This is a genomic window from Bacillus nitratireducens (assembly GCF_001884135.1).
Lineage (GTDB): Bacteria > Bacillota > Bacilli > Bacillales > Bacillaceae_G > Bacillus_A > Bacillus_A nitratireducens.
The window spans coordinates 81,325-104,727 of the sequence record NZ_MAOC01000004.1 but is presented as its reverse complement, the minus strand read 5'-3'; the positions used below and the strand labels follow the sequence as shown (position 1 = coordinate 104,727).

Annotated in this window: 27 protein-coding genes and 1 pseudogene; 19 read left to right on the top strand and 9 right to left on the bottom strand. The window is 33.9% G+C overall.

What is annotated here, in order from left to right:
• Window positions 1-15: 15 nt before the first annotated feature.
• The 3 genes from BAU23_RS01240 to BAU23_RS01230 all read right to left on the bottom strand — a co-directional run bounded on the left by BAU23_RS01240 (window position 16) and on the right by BAU23_RS01230 (window position 3,801).
• Complete coding sequence (locus BAU23_RS01240; RefSeq protein ID WP_016130414.1) at window positions 16-1,986, bottom strand: FtsX-like permease family protein; 1,971 nt, start codon at window positions 1,984-1,986, stop codon at window positions 16-18.
• A 94-nt stretch (window positions 1,987-2,080) separates the two neighbouring features.
• Window positions 2,081-3,103 (bottom strand): sensor histidine kinase, encoded by a 1,023-nt coding sequence (locus BAU23_RS01235; protein WP_000765335.1) that lies wholly within the window; start codon window positions 3,101-3,103, stop codon window positions 2,081-2,083.
• Between the two features lie 2 nt (window positions 3,104-3,105).
• Window positions 3,106-3,801, bottom strand: coding sequence for a response regulator transcription factor (locus BAU23_RS01230; RefSeq protein ID WP_000276736.1), 696 nt, complete (start codon window positions 3,799-3,801; stop codon window positions 3,106-3,108).
• 208 nt (window positions 3,802-4,009) lie between these two features.
• Between BAU23_RS01230 and BAU23_RS01225 the strand changes: the two genes are divergently transcribed.
• From BAU23_RS01225 to BAU23_RS01210, 4 genes are all read left to right on the top strand, one after another.
• Window positions 4,010-4,282: an autorepressor SdpR family transcription factor gene (locus BAU23_RS01225; RefSeq protein ID WP_001070536.1), complete on the top strand. Its 273-nt coding sequence runs from the start codon at window positions 4,010-4,012 to the stop codon at window positions 4,280-4,282.
• Complete coding sequence (locus BAU23_RS01220) at window positions 4,279-4,914, top strand: SdpI family protein (protein WP_000716339.1); 636 nt, start codon at window positions 4,279-4,281, stop codon at window positions 4,912-4,914. The genes BAU23_RS01225 and BAU23_RS01220 overlap by 4 nt, the downstream gene beginning before the upstream one ends.
• A gap of 160 nt (window positions 4,915-5,074) precedes the next feature.
• Window positions 5,075-5,791: an ABC transporter ATP-binding protein gene (locus BAU23_RS01215; protein WP_002089208.1), complete on the top strand. Its 717-nt coding sequence runs from the start codon at window positions 5,075-5,077 to the stop codon at window positions 5,789-5,791.
• Entirely contained in the window at window positions 5,781-7,355 is a 1,575-nt protein-coding gene (locus BAU23_RS01210) for a permease (RefSeq protein ID WP_071733406.1), read from the top strand. Before BAU23_RS01215 ends, BAU23_RS01210 begins: the two co-directional genes overlap by 11 nt.
• A gap of 65 nt (window positions 7,356-7,420) precedes the next feature.
• Here BAU23_RS01210 and BAU23_RS01205 read toward each other — a convergent pair whose 3' ends face one another.
• Window positions 7,421-8,293 carry an AraC family transcriptional regulator gene (locus tag BAU23_RS01205; RefSeq protein ID WP_071733404.1) on the bottom strand — a complete coding sequence of 291 codons (873 nt, stop codon included), beginning with the start codon at window positions 8,291-8,293 and terminating at the stop codon, window positions 7,421-7,423.
• A gap of 306 nt (window positions 8,294-8,599) precedes the next feature.
• On the opposite strand from BAU23_RS01205, the gene BAU23_RS01200 reads away from it, so the two are divergent.
• The 4 genes from BAU23_RS01200 (at window position 8,600) to BAU23_RS01185 (ending at window position 12,627) form a co-directional block, all read left to right on the top strand.
• Window positions 8,600-9,370 carry an ABC transporter ATP-binding protein gene (locus BAU23_RS01200; protein ID WP_000859658.1) on the top strand — a complete coding sequence of 257 codons (771 nt, stop codon included), beginning with the start codon at window positions 8,600-8,602 and terminating at the stop codon, window positions 9,368-9,370.
• Window positions 9,357-11,306: an ABC transporter permease gene (locus tag BAU23_RS01195; protein WP_000176176.1), complete on the top strand. Its 1,950-nt coding sequence runs from the start codon at window positions 9,357-9,359 to the stop codon at window positions 11,304-11,306. Before BAU23_RS01200 ends, BAU23_RS01195 begins: the two co-directional genes overlap by 14 nt.
• 143 nt (window positions 11,307-11,449) lie before the next feature.
• Window positions 11,450-12,028, top strand: a complete 579-nt coding sequence (locus tag BAU23_RS01190) for a class I SAM-dependent methyltransferase (protein ID WP_001176085.1) — start codon at window positions 11,450-11,452, stop codon at window positions 12,026-12,028.
• Window positions 12,028-12,627, top strand: coding sequence for a DedA family protein (locus tag BAU23_RS01185; protein WP_071733402.1), 600 nt, complete (start codon window positions 12,028-12,030; stop codon window positions 12,625-12,627). Before BAU23_RS01190 ends, BAU23_RS01185 begins: the two co-directional genes overlap by 1 nt.
• Window positions 12,628-12,698: 71 nt before the next feature.
• Here BAU23_RS01185 and BAU23_RS01180 read toward each other — a convergent pair whose 3' ends face one another.
• Both BAU23_RS01180 and BAU23_RS01175 read right to left on the bottom strand, forming a co-directional pair.
• A complete protein-coding gene (locus BAU23_RS01180) occupies window positions 12,699-13,082 on the bottom strand; it encodes a hypothetical protein (RefSeq protein WP_071733400.1) in 384 nt (127 codons plus the stop codon).
• 73 nt (window positions 13,083-13,155) lie between these two features.
• A complete protein-coding gene (locus BAU23_RS01175) occupies window positions 13,156-13,614 on the bottom strand; it encodes a helix-turn-helix transcriptional regulator (RefSeq protein WP_071733398.1) in 459 nt (152 codons plus the stop codon).
• A 216-nt stretch (window positions 13,615-13,830) separates the two neighbouring features.
• On the opposite strand from BAU23_RS01175, the gene BAU23_RS01170 reads away from it, so the two are divergent.
• The 6 genes from BAU23_RS01170 to BAU23_RS01145 all read left to right on the top strand — a co-directional run bounded on the left by BAU23_RS01170 (window position 13,831) and on the right by BAU23_RS01145 (window position 18,434).
• Window positions 13,831-14,178, top strand: coding sequence for a YxeA family protein (locus BAU23_RS01170; protein ID WP_000819381.1), 348 nt, complete (start codon window positions 13,831-13,833; stop codon window positions 14,176-14,178).
• A gap of 75 nt (window positions 14,179-14,253) precedes the next feature.
• The gene (locus tag BAU23_RS01165) at window positions 14,254-14,433 is read left to right on the top strand and encodes a hypothetical protein (protein WP_000924668.1); all 180 of its coding nucleotides are present in this window, start codon (window positions 14,254-14,256) and stop codon (window positions 14,431-14,433) included.
• Window positions 14,434-14,587: 154 nt separating this feature from the next.
• Window positions 14,588-15,358 (top strand): ABC transporter ATP-binding protein, encoded by a 771-nt coding sequence (locus BAU23_RS01160; RefSeq protein WP_000855642.1) that lies wholly within the window; start codon window positions 14,588-14,590, stop codon window positions 15,356-15,358.
• Window positions 15,345-17,267, top strand: coding sequence for an ABC transporter permease (locus BAU23_RS01155; protein WP_000061198.1), 1,923 nt, complete (start codon window positions 15,345-15,347; stop codon window positions 17,265-17,267). Before BAU23_RS01160 ends, BAU23_RS01155 begins: the two co-directional genes overlap by 14 nt.
• A gap of 95 nt (window positions 17,268-17,362) precedes the next feature.
• Window positions 17,363-17,617 carry a hypothetical protein gene (locus tag BAU23_RS01150; RefSeq protein WP_033656795.1) on the top strand — a complete coding sequence of 85 codons (255 nt, stop codon included), beginning with the start codon at window positions 17,363-17,365 and terminating at the stop codon, window positions 17,615-17,617.
• Between the two features lie 52 nt (window positions 17,618-17,669).
• On the top strand, window positions 17,670-18,434 hold the full coding sequence (locus tag BAU23_RS01145) for a hypothetical protein (RefSeq protein WP_016130408.1): 765 nt from the start codon (window positions 17,670-17,672) through the stop codon (window positions 18,432-18,434).
• Window positions 18,435-18,473: 39 nt separating this feature from the next.
• Here the strand turns inward: BAU23_RS01145 and BAU23_RS01140 are convergent.
• Window positions 18,474-18,806, bottom strand: a pseudogene (locus tag BAU23_RS01140) (Rpn family recombination-promoting nuclease/putative transposase); the annotation flags it as partial.
• Window positions 18,807-18,960: 154 nt separating this feature from the next.
• On the opposite strand from BAU23_RS01140, the gene BAU23_RS01135 reads away from it, so the two are divergent.
• Together BAU23_RS01135 and BAU23_RS01130 are read left to right on the top strand one after the other, a co-directional pair.
• Window positions 18,961-19,656, top strand: a complete 696-nt coding sequence (locus tag BAU23_RS01135; protein ID WP_071733395.1) for a DUF7003 family protein — start codon at window positions 18,961-18,963, stop codon at window positions 19,654-19,656.
• Window positions 19,657-19,690: 34 nt separating this feature from the next.
• Complete coding sequence (locus BAU23_RS01130) at window positions 19,691-20,200, top strand: DUF2199 domain-containing protein (RefSeq protein ID WP_071733394.1); 510 nt, start codon at window positions 19,691-19,693, stop codon at window positions 20,198-20,200.
• 40 nt (window positions 20,201-20,240) lie between these two features.
• On the opposite strand, the gene BAU23_RS01125 is transcribed toward BAU23_RS01130, so the two are convergent.
• The gene (locus BAU23_RS01125) at window positions 20,241-21,143 is read right to left on the bottom strand and encodes a diacylglycerol/lipid kinase family protein (RefSeq protein WP_000167915.1); all 903 of its coding nucleotides are present in this window, start codon (window positions 21,141-21,143) and stop codon (window positions 20,241-20,243) included.
• 150 nt (window positions 21,144-21,293) lie between these two features.
• The gene (gene hpt / locus BAU23_RS01120) at window positions 21,294-21,821 is read right to left on the bottom strand and encodes a hypoxanthine phosphoribosyltransferase (protein WP_000687584.1); all 528 of its coding nucleotides are present in this window, start codon (window positions 21,819-21,821) and stop codon (window positions 21,294-21,296) included.
• Window positions 21,822-21,983: 162 nt separating this feature from the next.
• On the opposite strand from hpt, the gene BAU23_RS01115 reads away from it, so the two are divergent.
• The 3 genes from BAU23_RS01115 to BAU23_RS01105 all read left to right on the top strand — a co-directional run bounded on the left by BAU23_RS01115 (window position 21,984) and on the right by BAU23_RS01105 (window position 23,397).
• Window positions 21,984-22,199: a hypothetical protein gene (locus BAU23_RS01115; protein ID WP_000976189.1), complete on the top strand. Its 216-nt coding sequence runs from the start codon at window positions 21,984-21,986 to the stop codon at window positions 22,197-22,199.
• 184 nt (window positions 22,200-22,383) lie between these two features.
• Window positions 22,384-22,716, top strand: coding sequence for a hypothetical protein (locus BAU23_RS01110; RefSeq protein WP_000410949.1), 333 nt, complete (start codon window positions 22,384-22,386; stop codon window positions 22,714-22,716).
• A 186-nt stretch (window positions 22,717-22,902) separates the two neighbouring features.
• Window positions 22,903-23,397 carry an LPXTG cell wall anchor domain-containing protein gene (locus BAU23_RS01105; protein ID WP_071733392.1) on the top strand — a complete coding sequence of 165 codons (495 nt, stop codon included), beginning with the start codon at window positions 22,903-22,905 and terminating at the stop codon, window positions 23,395-23,397.
• Window positions 23,398-23,403: the final 6 nt, after the last annotated feature.

Below are 23,403 nucleotides of genomic sequence, written 5' to 3'. Positions count from 1 at the left end.
TCACCTTTTTCTTATTTAAAACTTAATATGTTGCGATAATTTTTGCATATAAAGTGAACGAATTAATAGGAAAAAGATAATCTCAACCGTTCCAAAAATCACAAGTACAACTGTAATTTCAGCGAACAATGATAAGTTAATAATATCTTGCAACATCTTTGTCGCAAACATCGTATGAATAGAAGCCATAATGTATGGAACGAAAAATAAGATTCCAAGTTGAATGGTCGCTGAACGCTTCATTTCTGATTCTGTTAAGCCAATCTTCGTAATCGTTGCATATTTTTCTTGCTCGTTTGTTAAATCTGTATACATACGGAAGTACAGTACACTACCAGCTCCAATAAAGAAAATAATCCCAAGGAATGTACCAATGAGGAAGTAGGAAGCACTTCCGGATTTGATTCTGTATAAAGAGTTGCCTGATTCAAAAATACGAACGAGAGATCCTTCGTGCTTGATACTCGCGCGGTCTTTATCTGCTCGTTTTACAAACTCATCAGCAATAGCATATGTATTCTCCCAGTTTTCTACGTTGTAATTATAGACTGTCACATGTTTAGTGTTAGTTGGCAAATTGTTAACGACAGAATCAGATAATACTAATGTTTCATAAGCAAAAGTAGACGGGAGGGTATTATCTATTTTGATCCCTTTTATTTGTAGCTTATAATTTGTATTAGCGAGTGTAATATGTGTTCTATTGTAATTTGGATCGAGTGAAGTAAATAGTGGGACATATGCTGCTCCAGATAATACATATGTTTCATTCTCATTTATAAATAGCTTTTGTAATTGTAATGACGTAGCGAGCTTATTATAGTCACTTTGCTTTATGGCATATGTGTCATAATAAATTTCTGTATTATTTTTCGCTTCTACAGGCGTAGCGTATAAATCTACTTTAATTTTGTCGTAAGAGAATTGCCCATCTTCTAATTGTTTTTCTAACCAATTTAAGTGCTGGGAAGTAAATGGATTCTCATCAAATGAGAAATATGAAAATGCGAATGGTGAATTTCGTTCAACATCAAGTTTCATAAATTTCCCGAACCCATATAAAAATGTAATCATCGTAAAAGCAATTGTAGATAGCATTGCCACAACGAAAAGCATATTAATATTTGATCGAATGCGGCTAGCTAAATCAGAAATCCAGAGCATATTAATACGCTTCATATAAAAATTTCGTCTCTTTTTCAACAGGTGAATGAGCAAGAAACTAATTTGCGAAAAGAAGAAATATGTTCCGATTGAAACGAGTGCCGGAATGACGAAAATACTTGAAAGCATATAAACCATTGCTATTTGTGGGCTTATTGATACGAAATATATTGGTTTGCTCGCTAAAGCGTAGCCACCTATTAAACATATAGCACCAAATAGAGAAATGAGTATGGATGGCTTTCGTTCTTTTTGTTTTCCACCATTTGCTTTTAAGAGATGTACTGATTTTTTCGTTCGAATGAGCATCGGTGTAAATGTAGACACAACGATAAAAAGGCCAAGAAAAACAATTGTTGTTAAAATGAAAGCATTCGTAGGGGGATATAAATATATCCCTGGTAGGTGTGTGATTTTCGCTGTAACTAATAAGAAAAACTGTGAAAATACAAAACCAAACTGCATGCCGAAAAAGATAGATAAAATACCGATTAACATATTTTCCATAAAAACGAGACGGTGTAATTGTTTTCTTGATATTCCTAAAACGGTCAAAACACCGAATTGTTTTTTACGTACTTTTAAAAACGATCCGATTGAATATAGTAAAAAGAAAAAAGAGAACAAGACAATGACAACTTCTGAAAATATCATTAACCCTGAAACTTCAGAGATCATATTGGAGTTTTGTAATTTCGGATGAAATAAATAAACAGCAAACGAAAAGAAAACAGCAATGGAAAAGGAACTGCTTACGAAATAAGCGAAATAAGCTCTGGAATTACGTGTTACATTTTTAAAGGCAAACTGCCAAAATGTCATAATATGTACCTCCCGCTAGAAGGCAAATATGTAGTTTTATTGCAAAAAATGTATGAGAGTAAGTTCTCATACATTTTGCTAGCATATGTTCCGATCATGCTTCAGTCACCTTCTCCGTATGCTCTTCTTGATTATTTGCAGCGTTGTGGAAGATGATTTTAATCGTCGTTCCTTTACCAACTTCAGAGTCTAGTTTCACGGAATGACCTAAATAATCACAAATTTTACTTACAATATAAAGTCCCATACCAGTAGATTCCCCGAATGTACGACCATTTTTTCCAGTGTAAAATGGTTCAAACACTCTTCGAACATCTTCTTGCGGAATACCGACACCTTCGTCACGAACTTCCAAAATAATATCTTTTCCATTTCGGTAAGCTGATAAGAAAACTTTCTTTCCGCGTTCACCAGAATAGCGAACGGCATTTGTCATTAACTGATAAATGATGAACTTTAGCCATTTCGCATCAGAAGCAACTTTTAAATCTGAATGAACTTCTAAAACTGGGAAGACTCCATTTCGAATGAATAGTTCTTTTAATCCGTTAATATTTTTTGTTACAGTATCTTTTAATGAAATCGTCTCAACATGGAAGTCCTCATGGAAGTTATTTAATCTTGCCATGTATAAAGCCATATCGAGCCCTTGATTTAATCGCTCTAGCTCTTTTTTGAATTTCGGGATTAAATGTTCATCTTCCATTTCAAGCACCATAAGCTGCATAACAGAAACAGGCGTTTTCATTTGATGTACCCAATGGTTAATAAATAATTGGTGTTCTTGCTGTTTTACTTCGAATGTTTGTAAGTCTTTTTGGAATAGGCGATATTGCGTACGAACGAGCTCGTTTACACTGTGGGGCATAGGAGCAGTCGCTCTTTCAATAAATGCATCTTCCATTTTCTCTGGTGGTTCACTTAATCTGTGATACATTCTACGGTTACGAACGTAACGATAAGCGAGGAAACAGATGAATAAGTATAAGCTTAAAACGATGAAGTAAAACTTATTATTTTGAAATCCGTCTACTGCATCATAAAGAACGAAAATGATTCCGAAGTTTAATACATATAGTAGGAAAAATGCAAAATGATCACGTAAAAATAGCTTCATGCTTATTCACTCCAAGTTGCGTTAAAACGATACCCAAGTCCACGTACTGTTTCAATAGCATTTTCAATACCAAGCTCATTGAACTTTTTACGAAGACGCGTAATGTTTACGTTTAATGTATTTTCTTCAACGAAGCTCTCATCATCCCATAAAGCAGCTAATAAATCTTCACGGCTCGCTGTACGAGGGAATTTAGATAATAACATTTCTGCTAAAATCGCCTCTTTCTTTGTTAAAAGAACTTGCTCAGCGCCGAAATGAATTTCTGGGCGTTCTGGGAATAGTTTTAAACCTTCTACTTCAACGATACGTTCAGAAATATTTGGTGCATAATCACCGTAAATACGACGTAATTGACCTTTAATTTTCGCCATTACAACGTCATAGTGGAACGGTTTTGTAATATAATCATCCGCACCGCTTTCAATCGCCATAATTTGTTCCATCTCACCAGCACGCGCTGAAATGAAAATAATTGGGCAAGTAGATTCATGGCGAATTTGACGGCACCAGTAGAAACCATCGAATTTCGGTAAGTTTACATCAAGTAAAACAAGATGTGGTTTCACAGCGTTAAACGATTCCATAATATCATCGAAGTTCTCTGCAACAACAGCTTCATAGCCATATTTTTGAATGTGAGATTGTAGTAATGATGAAATATTTGGATCGTCTTCAACGATTAAAATTTTATACATATGTATATTCCTCCTAAAAAAACAATTGTAGCTATAGTGTATCATGTGTTTCAAGTCTTTTCATTATGTTGAAATGGAAGCTAATAAACAGTATAGGTCAAAAGTGTGAAAAGTAAAAAGGGCTATGGATACAATTGACAATTATTGGTTTTTAATTTAATATTTAGATAAATATCTAAATGTCTAATTAGTGAAAGGAAGAAAGACATTGAATCAAGCATTTAAAGCATTAGCAGACCCAACAAGGCGAAAAATTTTAGACTTATTAAAAGAAGGTGATCTAACTGCTGGTGAGATTGCTGAACAGTTCAATATGACAAAGCCAAGTATTTCACACCACTTAAATGCACTTAAAAATGCTGAACTTATTCAAGATGAAAAAAAAGGGCAATTCGTTGTGTATTCGTTGAACACAACTGTATTTCAAGATTTATTGACCTGGGTGTTTACGTTTACGAATAAGGGGGAAGAGGGGAAATGAAAAAACATCTTTTTGCAATTATATTAATTCTTATAACTTGTATCGCATGGGCGTTTGCTTGGCCACATTTACCGGATACAATCGCGACACATTGGAGTGGTGGTAAGGTAGATGGTTATTCTTCTAAACTTTACGGAATGATTTCTATGGTTGGAATTATGATTGCGTTATATGTATTTCTAAATGTGATACCAAAGATTGATCCAAGGAAAGCAAATTACGAGAAATTTTCTAAAGCTTTTATGATGATGAATAACGGGATACTCCTGTTACTATTTGTAGGAAATATAGATATTATTACAAGTGGACTAGGATATAATTTATTCATTAACCGAGTCCCAGAATTATTAGTTGGCGTTTTATTTTTAGTGATGGGTAATTATTTACCGCAGTGTAAGCCTAACTTTTTCGTTGGGATGCGTAATCCTTGGACGTTAAGTAATGAAGAAGTATGGCGGAAAACACATCGATTTAGTGGAAAAGTATTTGTAGCTTTAGGACTCGTTATGATTATAAGTGTTTTCGCTCCAGCTGATTGGAGATCTTATATGATGCTAGGGATTATAGTAGTTGCTGTCCTCATAACAAATTTATATTCTTACGTTTTATATAAAAAAGAAATGCAATTGTGAGCAATAAGGGATTGAACTGTACTAGTCAAATTTTATATTTATAGTTTCTATGTGTTAAGAGATTTTAATACTCAGTGGGGATAACGAAAAAGCTCGCTGAGTAAATTTTTTGCTTTTAGGTCTGAAAATTCAGTTAAAAAGATAGTTTGGGGGAAATCACATGTTAGAAATTATAAATTTTAGCAAGACATACAAAGGTGGCAAAAAAGCAGTAGATCAGTTAAATATTACTGTTCAAGCAGGAGATATCTTTGGATTTATTGGGCATAACGGTGCGGGGAAAAGTACAACAATTAAGTCGTTAGTTGGAGTTATAGATTTTGAAGAGGGTGAAATTTTTGTTGATGGATATTCAGTAAAAAAGGATCCGATTGCATGCAAGAGAGTAATGGCGTATATTCCCGATAATCCAGATTTATATGAGCAATTAACAGGAATTCAATATTTAAATTTTGTTGCGGATGTGTTTAAGGTGTCTGCAAAAGATCGGGAAAAGGAGATACAAAAGTACGGAGATGCTTTTGAAATTACACCGTACCTAGGTGATTTAATATCTTCTTATTCACATGGTATGAAACAAAAAGTGGCGATTATATCAGCGGTTTTGCATAAACCGAAATTATTAGTTTTAGATGAACCTTTCGTTGGTCTTGATCCAAAGGCTGCTGTAGTATTGAAAGGTATTATGAAGGAGCTTTGTGAAAAGGGAAGTGCGATTTTCTTTTCTACGCACGTTTTAGATGTGGCGGAGAAGTTATGTAATAAAATAGCGATGATTAATAGAGGGAAATTAGCACTTTCAGGGGAAGTGAATTCTTTAATAAAGGAAGGCTCATTGGAAGAGCTCTTTATGAAGGAGCTTGCTAATGAATATTAGTAGTCTAGGTCTTTTAAAAATACGCTTGATAACACAGCTTGGTTTAAATACTTTTAAATACGAAAAAGATAAGAAAAAGAAGCAGAATAAAATTTTACTTTCAGCATCTATTGTCTTAGTTGGTGTCATGTTAATGCTATATTGTGGTGCCTCAGCATATGGGTTGGTGAAACTAGGAATAAGTGAAATTATCCCAGTTTATGCACTAGTTATTAGCAGTGTATTGACGTTGTTTTTCACTATATTTAAGGCAAATGGAGAGATTTTTGCTTTTAAGGATTACGATCTTTTAATGTCATTACCGATTCGTGTAAGTACTGTTATTACAAGTAGGTTTTTGTATTTATATATGCTGAATACACTCTTTTCAATCATAATCATGCTACCAATGGGAGTTGTTTATGGCATACATGAGAGGCCATCAGTTTCTTTTTACTTTATGTGGTTTATCAGTATGTTTATAGCATCTTTAATTCCAACAACAATAGCAGCGATCTTTGGAGCTGCTATTACGGCAATCGCTTCTAAATTTAAAAATACGAATAAAATAACTACGACTTTAAGTTTTATAGTAATTATTACATTCGGTTTCTTTATGCTAAAAAGCGGAAATGCTCAATATAGCCTTAATGATATGAATGGAATGGGTGCAATTGTTTCAGAGCAATTAACTAAAGTTTACCCATTAGCTAATATGTTTCAAAAAGCAATTGTTAATGTTGATATTGTGGCTTTCATCCTGTTTGTTGGGATATCAGTTATTTGGTATTATCTTTTTGTAAAAATACTTTCACTAAAATATAAGCAAATAAACACAGGGATTACCACTTATCATATGCTTTCAAATTATGAGATTCATAGTATGAGAAAAGAAAGTGTATTGGCCGCATTGTATAAAAAAGAGATGAAGCGTTTCTTTTCTTCTACAGTGTATGTCATAAATAGTGGAATGGGAGTCGTGATGGCGCTAGCTTTCGCGCTAGCTATAGTTGTAGTAGGACCAAGTCAATTAATAGAGTACCCTGGAATTGAGACCCTGTTGCAGAAGGTTGCGCCATTTGCTGTTGCAGCAGCTATTTCGATGACGTGTACAACATGTGTGTCATTGTCATTAGAAGGAAAAAATGTATGGATTATTAAGTCGTTGCCTATAGCGCCAAAGATGATCTATGACAGTAAAATTCTTGTGAATCTTTCATTAAGTATACCTGCATCAATTATTAGTGCCGTATTATTGATAATAGGATTAAAACTAGATGTTTGGAGTTCCCTTTTAATCGTAATAACACCGATAGCATATTCATTTTTTTCGGCAGTATGGGGGATTTTTATTAATAATCGATTTGGTTATTATGATTGGATATCAGAAACTCAAATAGTAAAACAAAGTGTAGGATCGTTTGTCGGTATGTTTGGTGGCTTAATTACTGCTGTTATACCTGCCTTGTTAATCGGTACTGCTACGATCTCGAACTACAGAGTATTTACTTTTGTAGTTGTTATAGTGCTTGCGATTATTACTATTTTCTTGTATAAGAACGAGTCGAGAAGAAGTATAAAATAAAAAGCTGCTTTTCCTTTAAAGAGGAAGAGCAGCTTCTTTATTTTGAAAAATTTTAGACCTTTATATTACTTTTTTAAAACAGGTACCCATATCTCGCTTCTGAAATTCGGCGACGATATATCTTTCTGTTCATTCCACAATATTTCCGGTCCTTCCGCTAGTTCATAGTTCGAAGAAGGGAACCATTCGGAATAAATACGTCCCCACACATTTTGTAATGCATCAGGAAATGGACCGATAGCTTCAAATATAGCCCACGTTGAAGCTGCGACTTCAAGTTGTTTGAATTGCTCTGGACAAGTTTTTGTTGTGGCTACCCCAATATAATGATCGAGTTCTCCTTTCTCCTCCATTCTTCCTTCAGAAAAGTTAGTAGAGGCACTAATAATTCCAGTAGGTTCAATATTTGAAAGGGACTTTAATGTTTGGATAGCCCCCGGATCTAAACTTTTCCACATAGAAGCAATTTCTTCGTTTACACCATTAAAAACAATCGGTACTCGTTTTTGTATACCAATGATTTGAAAAGGCTCTTTTTCTTCAATTCGATAGTTCATTTCATTTCCTCCTTGAATAGATAGTTGGAAGGTCATTGGTGAATAAGCTTTCAAAGAACGACTAGTACTTCGAGCTTTGGAAGGTGTTATTCCGTGCAAATTTTGAAATGCACGTGTAAATGAATCTGGTGAGTTGTATCCATATTTTATAGCGACATCAATGACTTTTGCATCGCTATCTTTTAGTTCAAAGGCAGCAAGAGTAAGACGTCTACAGCGAATATATTCTGATAGTGATATGCCAGCTAAAAAAGAAAACATTCTTTTGAAATGATATTCGGAGCAGAAAGCTATTTTTGCCACTTCTTTAAAATCAATTTCGTGTGTAAGGTTGTCTTCAATATACTGCATTGCAGCATTCATGTTTTTAAGTGAATCCATACTATGACCTCCTTCGTATATAGAATAGCAAGAATGAAATAGCTCCATCCGACATTTCATGCACAACTTTGTAGGGGGCATTTTTAACCTTACAAAATTGTAATGTTCCTGTAAGGAGAATGAATGGATGGTATGATATCCCAATGTTATAGTAACAAAGTACTTTAGCTCATTAGGTTAAATTTTGATTTCTCCGCTTATGTGCCTTACATAACTGTCATGTTTGTGTAAGAAACATCGATAGTGGCAAGAGTAGAGAGTGTATATAGTTGAAAATAGAGAATAGAAGAAATGAGGGATGTCGAGATGAAAACAGTGTTAGAAGCAAAAAATATTGAAAAAGTATATGACACAGGTGGGAATAAATTTGCAGCTTTAAAAGGTATTAACTTACAAGTAAAAGAAGGGGAGTTCGTTGGAATTATGGGACCTTCTGGTTCGGGTAAGACGACTCTTTTAAATGTTCTTTCTACAATTGATAATGCGACGAACGGTGAAATTTTAATTGATGGAAAAGATATCGTGAAGATGAACGATGATAAGCTGGCGTTATTCCGCCGTGATCATTTAGGTTTCATTTTCCAAGATTATAACTTATTAGATACGTTAACGGTGAAAGAGAATATTGCGTTACCTCTTGCGTTATCAAAGGTGAAAGCGAGTGAGATTGATCGCCGCGTTCTTGAAATCTCAAAGAAATTCGGTATTGATCATATTTTAAGTCAGTTCCCATATCAAGTATCTGGTGGACAGAAGCAGCGCTGCGCAGCATCGCGCGCGATCGTTACAAGTCCTAGTATGATATTTGGGGACGAGCCGACTGGAGCACTTGATTCTAAATCAGCGACAGATTTATTAGAAAGTATGAAGTCGTTAAATGAATATGATAACTCTACAATTTTAATGGTAACACACGATGCATTTGCGGCGAGTTATTGTAAACGAGTTATTTTCATTAAAGATGGTGAGTTATATAAAGAATTACACCGCGGTGAATTAACGCGTAAACAATTCTTCCAAAAAGTCGTTGACGTAATGTCTTCTATTTCTGGAGGTATGGCTGATGACCTTATCTAGCATTGCCCTCCGCAACATACAGCGGAACTTTAAAGACTACTTTGTATATTTTGCATCTATGATATTTAGCATCGTCATTTATTTTACATTTAAGGCGTTGCAGTACAATTCACAAATGGAAAAAGCTGCGGAAGGTTCTAAAAAAATTAGCGGTGCGTTTCAAGTTTCAAGTGTCATGCTAATTATATTCGTAGCGGTGTTCATTATATATTCGAACGGCTTCTTTACACGAAAGCGTAAAAAAGAAGTTGGACTATATTCGTTACTTGGTATTCGTAAAAGACAGATCGGTAAAATGCTCTTTTATGAAAACATGTTAATGGGATTAATGTCTTTAATTATAGGGATTGCGATTGGTAGCGTCCTTTCGAAACTATTCCTTGAATTATTAGTAAGCATGATGGGATTAAACTTAAATGTACATTTTGAAGTACCGATGGCTGCAATTGTTGATACAGCAATTATTTTCTTTGTGATTATATTGTATACATCACTTCAAGGATATCGTTTAATTTATCGATTCAAGCTAATTGAACTTTTCCGCGCTGAACGTGAAGGAGAAGCAATGCCAAAAGGGTCAGTAATTATGGCATTAATTTCAGTTTTCTTAATCGGTTCAGGTTATTTCTTAGCATTAATGTATATGAAAGCACTTAAGTATGCCGACTTTATGGTAGTCGCACTTTACATTTTACTGGCGACAGTATTAGGTACGTACTTACTATTTATGTTCTTTACAGTATTCGTATTAAAACGTGCAAAAAATAATAAATCATCGTTTTATAACGGTATGAATATGGTAACGACGTCACAGTTACTATATCGTATTAAAGGAAATGCAAAGTCACTGGCGACAATTTCTATTTTAAGTGCAGTAACATTAACAGCGGTTGGTACGTCAGTTACGATGTATTACAATACATTTACACAATCAAAAGTAGCTGCGCCGTACAGTTATTCTTATGAGAAAAAAGATGAAGAGCTAGATAAGAAAGTAAATGCGATCCTTGCTGAAGAGAAGGCGAATCACCCTGTCAAAGATCAATTTGAAATTGAGACGGTTCCTGTAAAAGGGAAGTTTGAAGGGGATAAAGTGGACTTCATTCTCAATCTAAACTACACGATTTCAGAGAAATATCAGTTTATGTCTCAGTCCGAATTTAATAAACTTGCTAAAAAAATCGATGCAGAAACAGTGAATGTAGCTACTGGTGAAGCATTTATATATGACAGTTCTTATATTGAAGGGTATGAGTTTAGTCCTCAATATAAAGGAAGTAAAGCAGTATTCCAAATTGGCAATGAAACGAAGACATTAACGATTCAAGGTGCAAATAATACAGCAATTACGAACTTAGGTGAATTAGTGATTGTCGTTTCAGATGAAATGTATGAACAGGCGAAGCAAGCATTTGGAACACGTACTGTAAAAAATATTGATGTAAAAGATGAAAGAAACAGTAAAGTAGTAACAGAAAAGTTAGCAAAAGTGATGCCAGTTGGTGAATCAGAAATGGTACCATCATTTAGAGATTTCTATACTGGTTTCCAAATGGGGCTTGAAGGAACGGGACTTATGATGTTCATCGGAATGTTCTTAGGACTTGTATTCTTACTGGCAACAGGCTCTATTATTTACTTTAAGCAATTAACTGAAGCAAATGCAGATCGTGAGCGTTACGTTGTACTTCGTAAAGTTGGTGTAACGAAACAAGAAATGAAAAAAGCTATTGCAAAACAAGTAAGCTTTATCTTTGCGATTCCGTTAGTAATCGGAATTCTGCATAGCTTATTTGCACTAAAAGGCTTAGCAAATTTATTACCATTTGAAATTATGATTCCGCTTCTAATTAGTATCGGAGTATATGGCGTCATTTATATTGGATATTACTTCTTAACAGTTCGCTCTTATTATAAGATTGTGAGCGCGAAGTAATAAATGAGCAGCTATCGCTATAGGCGGTGGCTGTTTTTTAATTCTTCATAAAATCTTAAGAAATCTCCTCAATTTTTATTAAGAAACGATAGTTATACTTAGAAACAAGTTAAAAACTATTGAACGAATGGGGAGAGGTTTATGTGCAGCTCATAACATTCTTACATGAATTTATTAAACATCCGAAACATACTGGTGCAGTTGCGCCAAGTTCAAAAATATTAGCAAAGAAAATGGTAAATATTATTGATTTTAATAGAGCGAAATGTATCGTAGAGTTAGGGCCTGGTACAGGTGTTTTTACGAAAGAAATTATGAAGAGAAAGAAGAAGGAGACAATATTTCTTCTTATTGAAATTAATGAAGTGTTTTGCAAAGAGTTAACGAGAAAGTTTAAAAATGAGCAGAACGTCATTGTTATACACGGTTCAGCGGAAAATATAAAGAAGTATATGAAAGAGTTAAATATAGACTACATCGATTATGTCTTATCAGGATTGCCTTTTACTTCTTTACCAGAAGAAGTTTCAAAGCGCATTTTAAACAATGTAATGGAGGCGATACATGAGAACGGTGAATTTATTACATTTCAATATTCACTTGTGAAAAAAGGATTTATACAGCATTTCTTTCCTGAAATTACACTCGAAAAAGTGTGGCTCAATTTCCCGCCAGCTTACGTCTTTAGCTGTAAAAAAGGGCTAAGGAGAGCGTATGCATAATGGAATTGCACGAATTATTATCTTATATTGAGCAGTACGGTTATGGGGCATTATTTTTCTGCTTATGGTTAGGTATTATCGGTATGCCAATTCCAGATGAAATGATTGTAATGAGTGGTGGTTTTGTATCTTCACTAGGGATATTAAGTGTCATTCCAGCGTTTTTATTAACATATTTAGGTGTCGTATCTGGGCTATCATTAGGTTATATATTAGGGAAAATATTTGGTACAAAAGTACTTGATAAGCTAATGAAAAAGAAAAAAGCGAAATATCTTTTGAAATCTCAACAAATGGTAGAGAAGTATGGCCATTATGCGTTAGTCACAAGTTACTTCATACCAGTTGTAAGACATATTGTACCGTATTTAGTTGGAATGAATAACATGTCATTTAAGATGTATGCCTTGTATTCCTATACAACAGGGTTTGTTTGGACACTCGTTTACTTTGTACTCGGTTCATTATTTGGACAACACATTAACAAGATTGTAGCGATTGCGATAGAGTATGGCGTGTATTTTTGCGGGCTTGTTTTTGTTGTTGCGAGTGGTGCTTACTTGTATAAGCAAAGAAGAAGTACAGTGATGAGTAAGTAAATAGAATAAAGGTTTATGGTTATTGAGAGTAGTATAAAAGGGAGAGTTATTTTGTAAAATAACTCTCCCTTTTAATGTAATAACTCCTTATTACTTACATTAGGCATTGTCTGAAATACAATTATATAAATTGTTAATATGATTGTATTGATCAGATTGGCTAATATAGTCATAAAATCACTTGATGGAGTGATAAGAACAAAGATTGAAAGTGCGGCAGAAGCAAGTGGAATGAACTTTTGTAGCGCAGTTAACTTTCCATCTTTATGAAGCTTCGAAGATTGAAAGAAGCAAAGTAAGAAAATAAAGGATGTAAATAATAATCCTAAATATTCCCATCCATCTTCAATATACCAAGGTAAAAAGCTCATTCTCGATGTGAAAATAAACAAATTGAATACTAAGGTGCTAATGATTAGCGTATTTAAAATCGTGATACTTGTCTGTTTTTTCATTTGAATTATACTCCGGAATTTATTTTATCTCGTATTAAAGGGCAGTAAAGCCCCAACTGATTAAAGGTTTACTTTATTGAGATGCTTTTGCCATTTCCATAAAGCGCTTTTCAATTTCATCCAATTCGAATGAGTGGCATATTCTGCGGTCTTCTGTATCTAAAATTCTATAATGTTGAGATAAAATGTTTTGTTGTATTTGATAACCGTTTAATTCTTTTATTCGTCGCCACCACAATTTTCCTCCTAACGTCTTCGGGAATTTCGTATTGTAATGTGTGAAAGCGATTGTTTTTATAATTTCATTCACATCATCCCCAAATGTCATTTGGACTGTATCGCTCTGTTCGAAGAGTGTTACGACACAAACTGCACCTGACCATGTTAGCGTACGTCTTCCTTTTTCAATTTCCACTAATGTTTTCTTCGATAAACCAATAATTTCTGACATTTTATCTTGTGATAAATCATTTTCAACACGGATGAGTTTTAATTTTGAATTAACGAGTTCAATAAATTCTTGTTTATCCATAATACGGCTCCTTTTTCGTTTTAGTGTAAAATTACACTAAAGGTGTAATTTTGTCAATGGTAGTGTAAAGGGTTACTTTTGTTTATTTTGGTATCGCTAATTAATATTTCACTTTTAGTTTAAGAAAATGTTAAGAAACCGTACGAGTTTTTATTAAGAAATACGCTCTATACTTAGAAACATCTTAAAGAAAACATAATGAAAGGCGGAATATAGATGAAAAGATTTATCCTTGCATCATTACTTGTCATCATAGCAGGAGCGGTATATTTATTAAATGGGAGCGCTAAGTTAGATCAAATGAATCCCTTCCTTGATATAGAGCACCATTATGCAATAATTGATAACGCTGGTAAAGAGTTAGGTGGAAATAAAGGTCGTGAATATAAGGTGAAAGCTTATGATGAAAATGGTAAGGAAAAAGAAGTTACAATTGATGAAGTAGATGAATTACCAAAAGGCTCATACTGGCATGTGCTTACGAGAGGTAAGTTCTTACATGATAAAGTGCAAGTAACAACAGATAAAATTCCTGATGGAGCGAAGGCGAAATTAGGATTGTAAGTATAAAACCGATTCTCAATGTGGGAATCGGTTTTGTTATTTTATGGTAAAGTGTAGTGAGAGGGGGCGAGAGTTGTGCTACTCATTGTTAGTCTTATTTTAATTGGATTTATGTGTAGTATGAGAATAGTATCCTTACAAATGATAGAACGAGAAAAGATAGAAGAGAGATATGTATATTGTCCAAAATGTAATGCGAAAATTAGAAGAGGAAATTCTGCTCCTTTTTGCTCGAAATGTAATTTAATATTTTAACTATAGGAAATCCGTAATCATCTTGTATGGTTTTGGATTTTTCTTTTTAAGAAAATATTAAGAAACCCCGTGACTATTTGTTAAGAAAATCTATTTATACTGAACTCTGTTGCTTAAAGGGAACATCAAGAATCATAACAGGAGGTATAGATAGATGAAAACAATGCTAGAAGCGAAAGGGATTTCGAAAATATATAATACAGGTATTAATACATTTGAAGCGCTGAAAGATATTCATTTACAGGTGAAAGAAGGAGAATTTGTCGGTATTATGGGGCCATCTGGTTCTGGGAAAACGACGCTTTTAAATGTTCTTTCTACTATTGATATAACATCAAAAGGCGAGATTTTAATTGATGGAAAAGATATTGTGAAGATGAATGATGATGAATTGGCGTTATTCCGCCGTAATCATTTAGGATTCATTTTTCAAGATTATAACTTATTAGATACGTTAACAGTACGAGAAAATATTGCATTGCCCCTAGCTTTATCAAAAGTGAAGGCGAAAGAGGTAGAATCTCGCGTTGAGATGATTGCAAAGAAATTTGGAATAGATCATATTTTAAATCAATATCCATACGAAATATCAGGGGGACAAAAGCAGCGCTGCGCAGCGTCAAGAGCGATTGTAACAAATCCAAGTATGATTTTTGGGGATGAGCCAACTGGTGCGCTTGATTCTAAGTCAGCGACAGATTTATTAGAAAGTATGAAATCATTAAATGAAAAAGATCGTGCAACAATTTTAATGGTAACGCACGATGCATTCGCTGCGAGTTATTGCAAGCGAGTTGTATTCATTAAAGATGGAGAATTATATAAAGAGTTATATCGCGGGGAGCTTACACGTAAACAGTTCTTCCAAAAAATTGTAGATGTTATGTCTTCTATTTCTGGAGGTGCTATAAGTGAGCTTGTATAGCATTGCACTTCGTAATATAAAACGAAATTTTAAAGATTATTTTATTTACTTTGCTTCAATGATTTTTAGTATCGTCATTTATTTTACATTTAAATCATTGCAGTACAATTCACAAGTAGGAGAAGCTGGAGAGCGAGTGAACAATGGGTTTCAACTTGCGAGTGTCATGCTTATTATTTTTGTCGCGATATTTATTATATATTCAAATGGATTTTTCACACGGAAGCGTAAGAAAGAAATAGGTCTGTATTCTTTACTAGGTATTAGAAAAAAAGAAATTGGTAAAATGCTATTTTATGAAAATATGTTGATGGGCTTCCTGTCATTAGTAATTGGAATTGTAATTGGTAGTTTACTTTCAAAATCGTTCCTTCAGTTACTAGTAAGTATGATGGAATTGGGCGTAAATGTTCATTTTGAAGTACCAATTGGGGCGGTTATAGATACAGCAGTTATTTTTTGTTTTATTATTTTATACACATCTTTTAAAGGATATCGTGTTATTTATCAATTTAAGTTAATCGAGTTATTCCGTGCAGATAATGAAGGCGAAGGAATGCCAAAGGGTTCTAAAATTATGGCTATCGTTTCTGTATTATTAATTGGTTCAGGGTATTTCTTATCAGTAACAGCTATTAAAAATGCTAACGATGATAACTTTATGCCACTTGCTCTTTACATTTTATTAGCAACAGTACTTGGAACGTATTTATTATTTATGTTCTTTACTATTTTTGCATTAAAAAGAGTGCGAAACAAAAAATCTTCATTTTATAACGGAATGCAAATTGTTACAACATCTCAATTACTATACCGCATTAAAGGAAATGCAAAATCGTTAGCAACAATTGCAGTATTAAGCGCAGTAACATTAACAGCAGTTGGAACTTCTGTAACAATGTACTACAACGCATATATGCAGGCGAAAAAATATAAGCCAGTTAGTTATTCATATGAAAAGAAAGATGATCATGTAGATCGTAAAGTGAAGGAGATTTTAAAAGAGGAAATAGAAAAGAATGAAGTTATTCATCAATATGAGTTAGAAACAGTAAAAGTAGTCGGTGAATTTGGTGACGATGTTTCAAATAAAGATGCCTTAAAATCAAGAACGACTAATCTTATGGCGCAATCATCATTTAATAAAATTGCGAAATATTTAAATGAAGAAATAGTGGATTTGAAGAAAACAGAAGCATACGCGTTTGATGGTATGTATAGTGAAGGAAATAGGGATAGTGGCGTTTATAAAAATAGAAAGGCTATATTCCAAATTGGAGAAGTAGCACCGGTACAAGTGAAAGAAGTAAAAGCACGAAACATTACAAACTTATATGAACTTGTAGTTGTCGTTCCAGATGAAGTGTACGAGCAGGCGAAGAAGACATTCGGTTCTCACACTGTACAAAACATTGATGTAAAAGATGAAAGAAATAGTAAAGTGCTAACAGAGAAATTAAAACAAGTAATTCCAGAAGAAGATGCAGAAGGAAATAATCAATTTAGCGATTTTTACACTATTTTCCGAGATGGTATTGAAATGTCAGGATTAATTATGTTTAGTGGTATGTTCTTAGGACTTGTATTTTTACTTGCAACGGGTTCTATCATTTACTTCAAACAATTAACAGAAGCACATGCAGATCGTGAACGTTACATCGTTCTTCGAAAGCTTGGGGTAACGAAAAAGGAAATGAAAAAAGCAATCGCAAAACAAATGAGATTTATCTTCTTCATTCCGTTAGTAGTTGGAATTTCACACAGTTTATTTGCGATAAAAGGTTTATCGACAGTAATTCCGTATGAAATCGCAGTGCCATTATTAATAAGTATTGGTGTGTATAGTGTTATTTATATTGGATATTATTTCTTAACGGTTCGTTCTTATTTTCGGATTGTGAGTAAATAAAAAAGGCGAAAGAGAACATAGTGAAAATGATGTTCTCTTTCGCTTTTTTAGTTAAAATAGGGTATACATATCAAGGATTCAATGGAGTGTTATATTTGGGAATTCTTATCATAGTAGGGTGTCTATTAATAGGCATCATTTTTATTGGTTTAAGTATGTATAGGTTTGTAAAAGAAATAAAAGAAAAAAATTCAAAAAAAGATAAATGGACAGTAGTGGCACAAAACATTCTAGAGCTATTTTGTGATCCGCTGCACGGAGCACCGTTCTATTTTTTAGTTGGTGGGCTTTTTTTAGTAGTGGGAGTTTTATTTCTCTATATGGGAATGGGATGGGTTGAAATTGATTAGTTGGCGCTAGAGAATCAATTATATAGTCGTAGAATTAAGAAGGAGAGAGTAAATGCCAATTATAAGAGATATCCGATTAAGTTTTCTAAAAAGAAAAGAGAATATAAGTAGTCTAGAGGTATTACAATTAACATCCTCAAGTAACTACGAGGAAGAGATATCTTTTTTTAAAGAAACGAGCTGTATTACTTCTTTATACGAGCGACATATGCCAAAGTTAAGAACAGACTATGAAAAAGGTATCTGGGTTCACTGTGTGGATGATATTTCATTATTAAATCAGTGGGAGGAGAAATATCGGATTTTTCCTGAATATATGAATGTGTTTGTAGAGTACGGGAGTGTAAAGGATTTTCCATATTTATCAGATAGAGAGAAAAAAGAATTAGCCCTTCAAATCGTTCATACTGAAATGAAGAGTTTAGCTGTGAAATGTGATTGGGATATAGAGATGTTAGAAAAAGCATACAATAAGGTACTGGATTTGGATTATAAAAATGAACTTGTATATATAAAGAAGAGTAGTCCGAATAAAAAATATGTATGTAGTATAATTTGGCAGCATGAAGTGGCTTATGCTGATATGTACTTAGAAATAAGGGAGTATAGAACGAGACGATTAATCAAAAAGGAAAAGCTTATGAGAGAAGAAGATATGTATAAAATGTCTAATTATGTTAGTGACGTGGCTTGGAAGTTAAACCATAAAGTGATGTTGATGAACGACAAAGGAAAAACTATGTGGATGTTAACCTTTTTAGAGAAAAACAATCCAGATAATTTAGTTTGGAAGATGGAAAGAATTGAGGAAAGTTGATAGAAAAGAGCTTGAAACCATTCAAGCTCTTTTTTATTACTATTTATGTCCTAAAATATGCTCAACCTCATGCACACTTAATTTACTTGCCTTAGCAATCGTTTCAAGTGGTATACCAAGATCATACATATTTTTAATTATTTGAATTTTCCCCTGCTGAACCCCTTCTTTTCGACCCTTTTCAATGCCTTTTTCAATCCCTTTTTTTATTCCTTCTGTCTCTGCGTGGGCGAATTTTGCTGCTTCATCCATTAAAACTTTCACCCTTGCGTCATAGGCTTGTCGGAAAGAAGAATCTTGACTCATACGTTCCCACTTGTTTATTGCTTTTTGTAAAATAGGATCTCGGTTCATAGCAATATCCTCCAATGTGTCAGGTTGCTTCTTTCCTTCATTGTATCTAAAAAGAACTAGGGCATGCAAACAGGCCAATTTGCTATTTTTTGAGCGATATTATTAGAATGTCGCAAACAAATATGTCTATGTTATACTCTAGTGAAATTGAAAAATTTATATAGAGGTGAAGATGATACAGATGCAAAAAGATATTTTAAAACTATTAGATAAAAAACAAAGTAACTATGAATTTCCTACCCTAGATAATGCGGAAATGAATATGTCACAAGTGAAATTCTCTCTTTTCTTTAAAAATAATGAGGATTGGTTAATGGTATTTCAATTTGTTGGAGTAGGATCATTAGGTGTATGTAATGATATTCAAGTATATGGTGATAGAGTGAATCATTTAATTGGTGATGATGCTATTTTGCAATTAAATGATGGAGATTATGAATTATTTGATGATGAAGGTGAATTTATACTTGATATTCATAACGGTAGTTTGAAAATCCGCGAGCATCATTTTGAATATGAATTTACAGAAGAAGATTATGTGAATCATGGAATAGAAGTACAAACGACAGAGTCTTATCCCACATATTTCATACGTATGCTTGCTACTAATGACGAAGCTCGGAATTTAGTATGGTGGGATAAAGAAGAAATTTTAGAAGAGTGCGGTTTAGAAGGCGACTGGGAAGTAGTGTATGAAACGGAAGAATGGCAACATGTTGAAGATGAAAAAGTAAGTGAAAATGAATTCTTCCAATCAGTAGCGGCTGCTATAGAGAAGAAAGATCCAACCATTATTGTGAATGAGGATTCTAATACGCACTGGAAAAATTGGGTGGAGTTTGATTTTGAAAATATTGATGAATACTGAGTGTGAATGAAAAGACTAGGAGAAAGAATAACAGATGAAAAGAAGAAGAAAATCTGGAGAAAAAGTACAAATGAATCGTTTTACACTTCCTTTATGTTACGGAAGTGAAGCACCATATTATTATTATGAGGTAGCGTCTCATAAAAGAGAGGAACGCCTCCATTTAACATCAGAACTTTGCGTAATGGACGATGAACATTACTTTATTAGAGGTTGTTTAGAGATTCCTATCATTGATTACCACGAAAAATTCATATGGACTGTGTGGGTATCACTTAGTAAAGAAAGTTATGATGAGGTATTAGAAAAGTGGGATGAGAGAGGCCGAGAAAATAGTGACCCTTATTTTGGTTGGTTATCTGTAGAAATACCAGTTTATCCAGAAACATTAAATTTAAAAACAAATATACATATAAGAGAAGTTGGAATGGCACCGTATGTTGAATTAGAACCAACCGAGCATCCTTTAGCGATCGAACAAAGAAATGGAATTACTTTAGAGAGAGTTAAAGAAATACAAGAAATGATTCAACGATATAACTAGATTAGAAGAGAAAAAACGAGTGCTAGCACTCGTTTTTTTATTACACAACCGCAGGATTATAAATCATCGTAAAGTGCCCTTGTAATAGTTCAATATGACACGGTGTATGGAGCGAGCTTTCTCCATCAGTATCTACTTCTTTTTCTTCTTCTGTTTCAATCTGAATGGATTTCGCTTTTACGTGGAAGATATCATTTTCGTTTGAGTCTTCAAATAGTTTCTTTCCGATATAATCTTTAAACGCTTGAATGCCTGTTGATTTGACTACGAAAATATCAAGTGTTCCATCATCACATTTTACGTTCGGAATAAAGGATGGGATACCTCCGAGATATTCACCGTTTCCAACCATAACAAGGACAGCTTCATCTTCATACACTTGTCCGTCGTAAGTAATTTTTACTGGGAATGTTTCAGCGTTTTTAACAGTTCGAATGGTGCTTAAATAGTAACCAATTTTACCAAGCTTTGCTTTCTCTTCTGCATCAATATTGTTTGATACTTCAGATACGAGTCCAATGCCCCAGAAGTTTAAGAAGTGTTGTCCGTTTGCTTTTGCGACATCAATTGGTTTTACATGTCCTTTTGTAATGAGTTTCGCTGCTTCTGCAATATTTTGCGGAACACCAAGTGTGCGAGAGAAGTCGTTGCAAGTTCCGCCTGGAATGATTGCAAGTGTAGGTCTAGTTTCAAGAGGGGCTAAGCCGTTTGTGCATTCAAATACAGTTCCATCACCACCAAAGACGATAATTAAATCTACTTTACTAGCAAACTCTTGGCAATATTTTGTTGCATCACCTTGTTTTTTCGTATGAAGGATATGTAGGTCAGGAAAAGCTGTGGCAAGTGGTGGTACGATTTTTGTTAAGTTCGTATGTAAATCGCCTTGTCCTGCTTTCGGATTTACGATGAGGAGTACTTTTTCAAATTTTGTTTTTGTCATTCTTCATCTCTCCCTTTGTTTTTATAAATTACGGTAGAAATAAAACTTCCAGCAATAATGCATGGAAGCTTATTTGATCCCGCTATTTGCGGGCCAATAATCATTGGGAATGGACAAAAACCCCACTGATTAAGGTTTCACTTTATTATATTATTCCGTTACAACTGAAGCGATAAATGGTAAGTTACGATATTTTTCTGCGCAGTCGATACCGTAGCCAACGATAAATTCGTCTGGAATTTGGAAGCCAACATACTCAGCTTTTAAGTCCACTTTACGGCGTTCAGGTTTATCAAGTAACGTACAGAACTTCAATGCTTTTGGTTTATGCATGAAGAAGTGATCTTTTAAGAAGTGAAGTGTTAAACCAGAATCGATAATGTCTTCTACGACAATAACGTTTTTTCCAGTAATGTTTACATCGATATCTTTTAATAGTTTTACTTTTCCAGTTGTTTCTGTTTGATTTCCGTAGCTAGATGCAGAGATAAAGTCGATAGTTACTTCGTTTTTAATATGACGAATTAAATCAGCAGCGAATACGAAAGATCCTTTTAATACAGCGATTACAATGATTTCTTCTCCTTCAAAATCACGTTCGATTTGAAGCGCTAGTTCTTTTACTTTTTCTTGTAATTGTTCTTCAGAAATTAAAGTGTCTTTTATTTCAATTTTCATTTGAATCCTCCTACAGTGTAAAACTTGTGAACATTTCGACTGTAAAGGATAGAAAGAAAAAAGTCAAAGAAGATATAAGGTTTTTACAGAAATCCCCCACAAAATAGTCAGATGATATGATATACTGATAATATTAAGAAAACGCTTCCAAAAAGGGTGATTATGATGAAAAAGAAACAGTATACAAGTGTAACATTTATAAAAGCATTGCTTTTAACAATTGTTCTTGGTATGTTGGCTTACATAATTGATGTACCTGCAATTCGCATTTCACTAATTGGAATGACTTTAGTATTAGGCGCAATTTCCCACGGTATGATGTCGCAGCTGCAAGAGGCTGGACTTGATGATATGAAAGATTCTATAGATAAGAAATGAAAAACCTTCACGTATATAGAGTGAAGGTTTTTCGTTTCTTACAAAAATGTAAGGTGATTTGTAAGACAAATCGATAGTTGCATAATAGTGTTTTGGATAAACTATAAGTGTAAGGTAAAAGGCAAGCATATTTTAGGTAAATTAAGTTTTAGGCACTCTATATGTGAAAAAGGAGTAGGAGGGCATGGAGAAACATTGGACGACCTTTTCTTTTTTAGCAACTAGTAACACCGTAATGCTAGCTGGAGAAATGGATTTTTTGCATACGTTTGATCGAGAAGACGATCATTCTTCTTCTAAATTTACAATGAAATGGAGTAAGTGGAGCGATAGTTGTAAATTGGAAGAAGAGGCCCCTAACGAAAGGCAAAAAATTATTTTAACAAATCCTATTAAAGCATGGGTCGTTCAATGTCGTAAGTGTAACGTCAAAAATCACTTCAAGAAAACTGAGCCGAGACAATTAGTTATCACTCCGGCCCTTTCTACTTCTCAATCACGCGAAAGTAACAAATAAATATCGAGACACACACCCGAAAAAACATCGTATATATTACGGTGTTTTTTTATTTTTCTAAAATGAAATCTTTAACAGAATTCCATTTCATCTGCATCTTATATTTACATCTCTTGTTTATTCTAATAATACATCCGGTGCGACGTGATGTGTTACTAGAATAAAGTATAAAAGGAGAGAAATAAAATGAAAAAAAAACTATTACCAATTTGTGCGATGGCACTTTTAACAGTAGGATATTCTTCAGTAGCGAGCGCTTCTACTGGAACATTAACAAAAGAAGAATCAGCGCAAATGCAGCAAGATAAAGCTAAAAAAGAAGAAGCAATTAAGGAACAGCAAAAGAGCGAAGTAGAGAAAAAAGAAGCGGCACAAGTACAAGAAAAAAGTGATATGGCTAAAAAAGAGGAAGCAATAAAAGCAGGGCAAAAGAATGATACAGCGAAAAAAGAAGTAACACCACAAGTTCAAGAAAAGGAAGCTCTTGCAAAAAAAGAAGAAGCAATTAAGGCCGGGCAAAAGAATGATGCAGCGAAAAAGGAAGTAGCAAAGCCAGCTGTACAAGGTGAAAAATTACCAAACACAGCATCAAATAATGTAGCAATGATGGCACTAAGCGCATGTCTTGTAGGGATAGGGACATTATTTGGTTTGAAGCGTCGTAATAAAGTTAAGGCGTAAATAAAA

What these genes read in the sequence shown, in the direction of transcription:
- BAU23_RS01200 (WP_000859658.1), top strand. Translation starts at nt 8,600, where the DNA reads ATGAAAACAGTGTTAGAAGCAAAAAATATTGAAAAAGTATATGACACA.
- BAU23_RS01160 (WP_000855642.1), top strand. Translation starts at nt 14,588, where the DNA reads ATGAAAACAATGCTAGAAGCGAAAGGGATTTCGAAAATATATAATACA.
- BAU23_RS01115 (WP_000976189.1), top strand. Translation starts at nt 21,984, where the DNA reads ATGATGAAAAAGAAACAGTATACAAGTGTAACATTTATAAAAGCATTG.
- BAU23_RS01105 (WP_071733392.1), top strand. Translation starts at nt 22,903, where the DNA reads ATGAAAAAAAAACTATTACCAATTTGTGCGATGGCACTTTTAACAGTA.
- BAU23_RS01210 (WP_071733406.1), top strand. Translation starts at nt 5,781, where the DNA reads ATGAATATTAGTAGTCTAGGTCTTTTAAAAATACGCTTGATAACACAG.
- BAU23_RS01230 (WP_000276736.1), bottom strand. Translation starts at nt 3,801, where the DNA reads ATGTATAAAATTTTAATCGTTGAAGACGATCCAAATATTTCATCATTA.
- BAU23_RS01235 (WP_000765335.1), bottom strand. Translation starts at nt 3,103, where the DNA reads ATGAAGCTATTTTTACGTGATCATTTTGCATTTTTCCTACTATATGTA.
- BAU23_RS01145 (WP_016130408.1), top strand. Translation starts at nt 17,670, where the DNA reads ATGCCAATTATAAGAGATATCCGATTAAGTTTTCTAAAAAGAAAAGAG.
- BAU23_RS01130 (WP_071733394.1), top strand. Translation starts at nt 19,691, where the DNA reads ATGAAAAGAAGAAGAAAATCTGGAGAAAAAGTACAAATGAATCGTTTT.
- BAU23_RS01240 (WP_016130414.1), bottom strand. Translation starts at nt 1,986, where the DNA reads ATGACATTTTGGCAGTTTGCCTTTAAAAATGTAACACGTAATTCCAGA.
- BAU23_RS01180 (WP_071733400.1), bottom strand. Translation starts at nt 13,082, where the DNA reads ATGAAAAAACAGACAAGTATCACGATTTTAAATACGCTAATCATTAGC.
- BAU23_RS01195 (WP_000176176.1), top strand. Translation starts at nt 9,357, where the DNA reads ATGACCTTATCTAGCATTGCCCTCCGCAACATACAGCGGAACTTTAAA.
- BAU23_RS01215 (WP_002089208.1), top strand. Translation starts at nt 5,075, where the DNA reads ATGTTAGAAATTATAAATTTTAGCAAGACATACAAAGGTGGCAAAAAA.
- BAU23_RS01110 (WP_000410949.1), top strand. Translation starts at nt 22,384, where the DNA reads ATGGAGAAACATTGGACGACCTTTTCTTTTTTAGCAACTAGTAACACC.
- BAU23_RS01205 (WP_071733404.1), bottom strand. Translation starts at nt 8,293, where the DNA reads ATGGATTCACTTAAAAACATGAATGCTGCAATGCAGTATATTGAAGAC.
- BAU23_RS01170 (WP_000819381.1), top strand. Translation starts at nt 13,831, where the DNA reads ATGAAAAGATTTATCCTTGCATCATTACTTGTCATCATAGCAGGAGCG.
- hpt (WP_000687584.1), bottom strand. Translation starts at nt 21,821, where the DNA reads ATGAAAATTGAAATAAAAGACACTTTAATTTCTGAAGAACAATTACAA.
- BAU23_RS01220 (WP_000716339.1), top strand. Translation starts at nt 4,279, where the DNA reads ATGAAAAAACATCTTTTTGCAATTATATTAATTCTTATAACTTGTATC.
- BAU23_RS01175 (WP_071733398.1), bottom strand. Translation starts at nt 13,614, where the DNA reads ATGGATAAACAAGAATTTATTGAACTCGTTAATTCAAAATTAAAACTC.
- BAU23_RS01185 (WP_071733402.1), top strand. Translation starts at nt 12,028, where the DNA reads ATGGAATTGCACGAATTATTATCTTATATTGAGCAGTACGGTTATGGG.
- BAU23_RS01135 (WP_071733395.1), top strand. Translation starts at nt 18,961, where the DNA reads ATGATACAGATGCAAAAAGATATTTTAAAACTATTAGATAAAAAACAA.
- BAU23_RS01125 (WP_000167915.1), bottom strand. Translation starts at nt 21,143, where the DNA reads ATGACAAAAACAAAATTTGAAAAAGTACTCCTCATCGTAAATCCGAAA.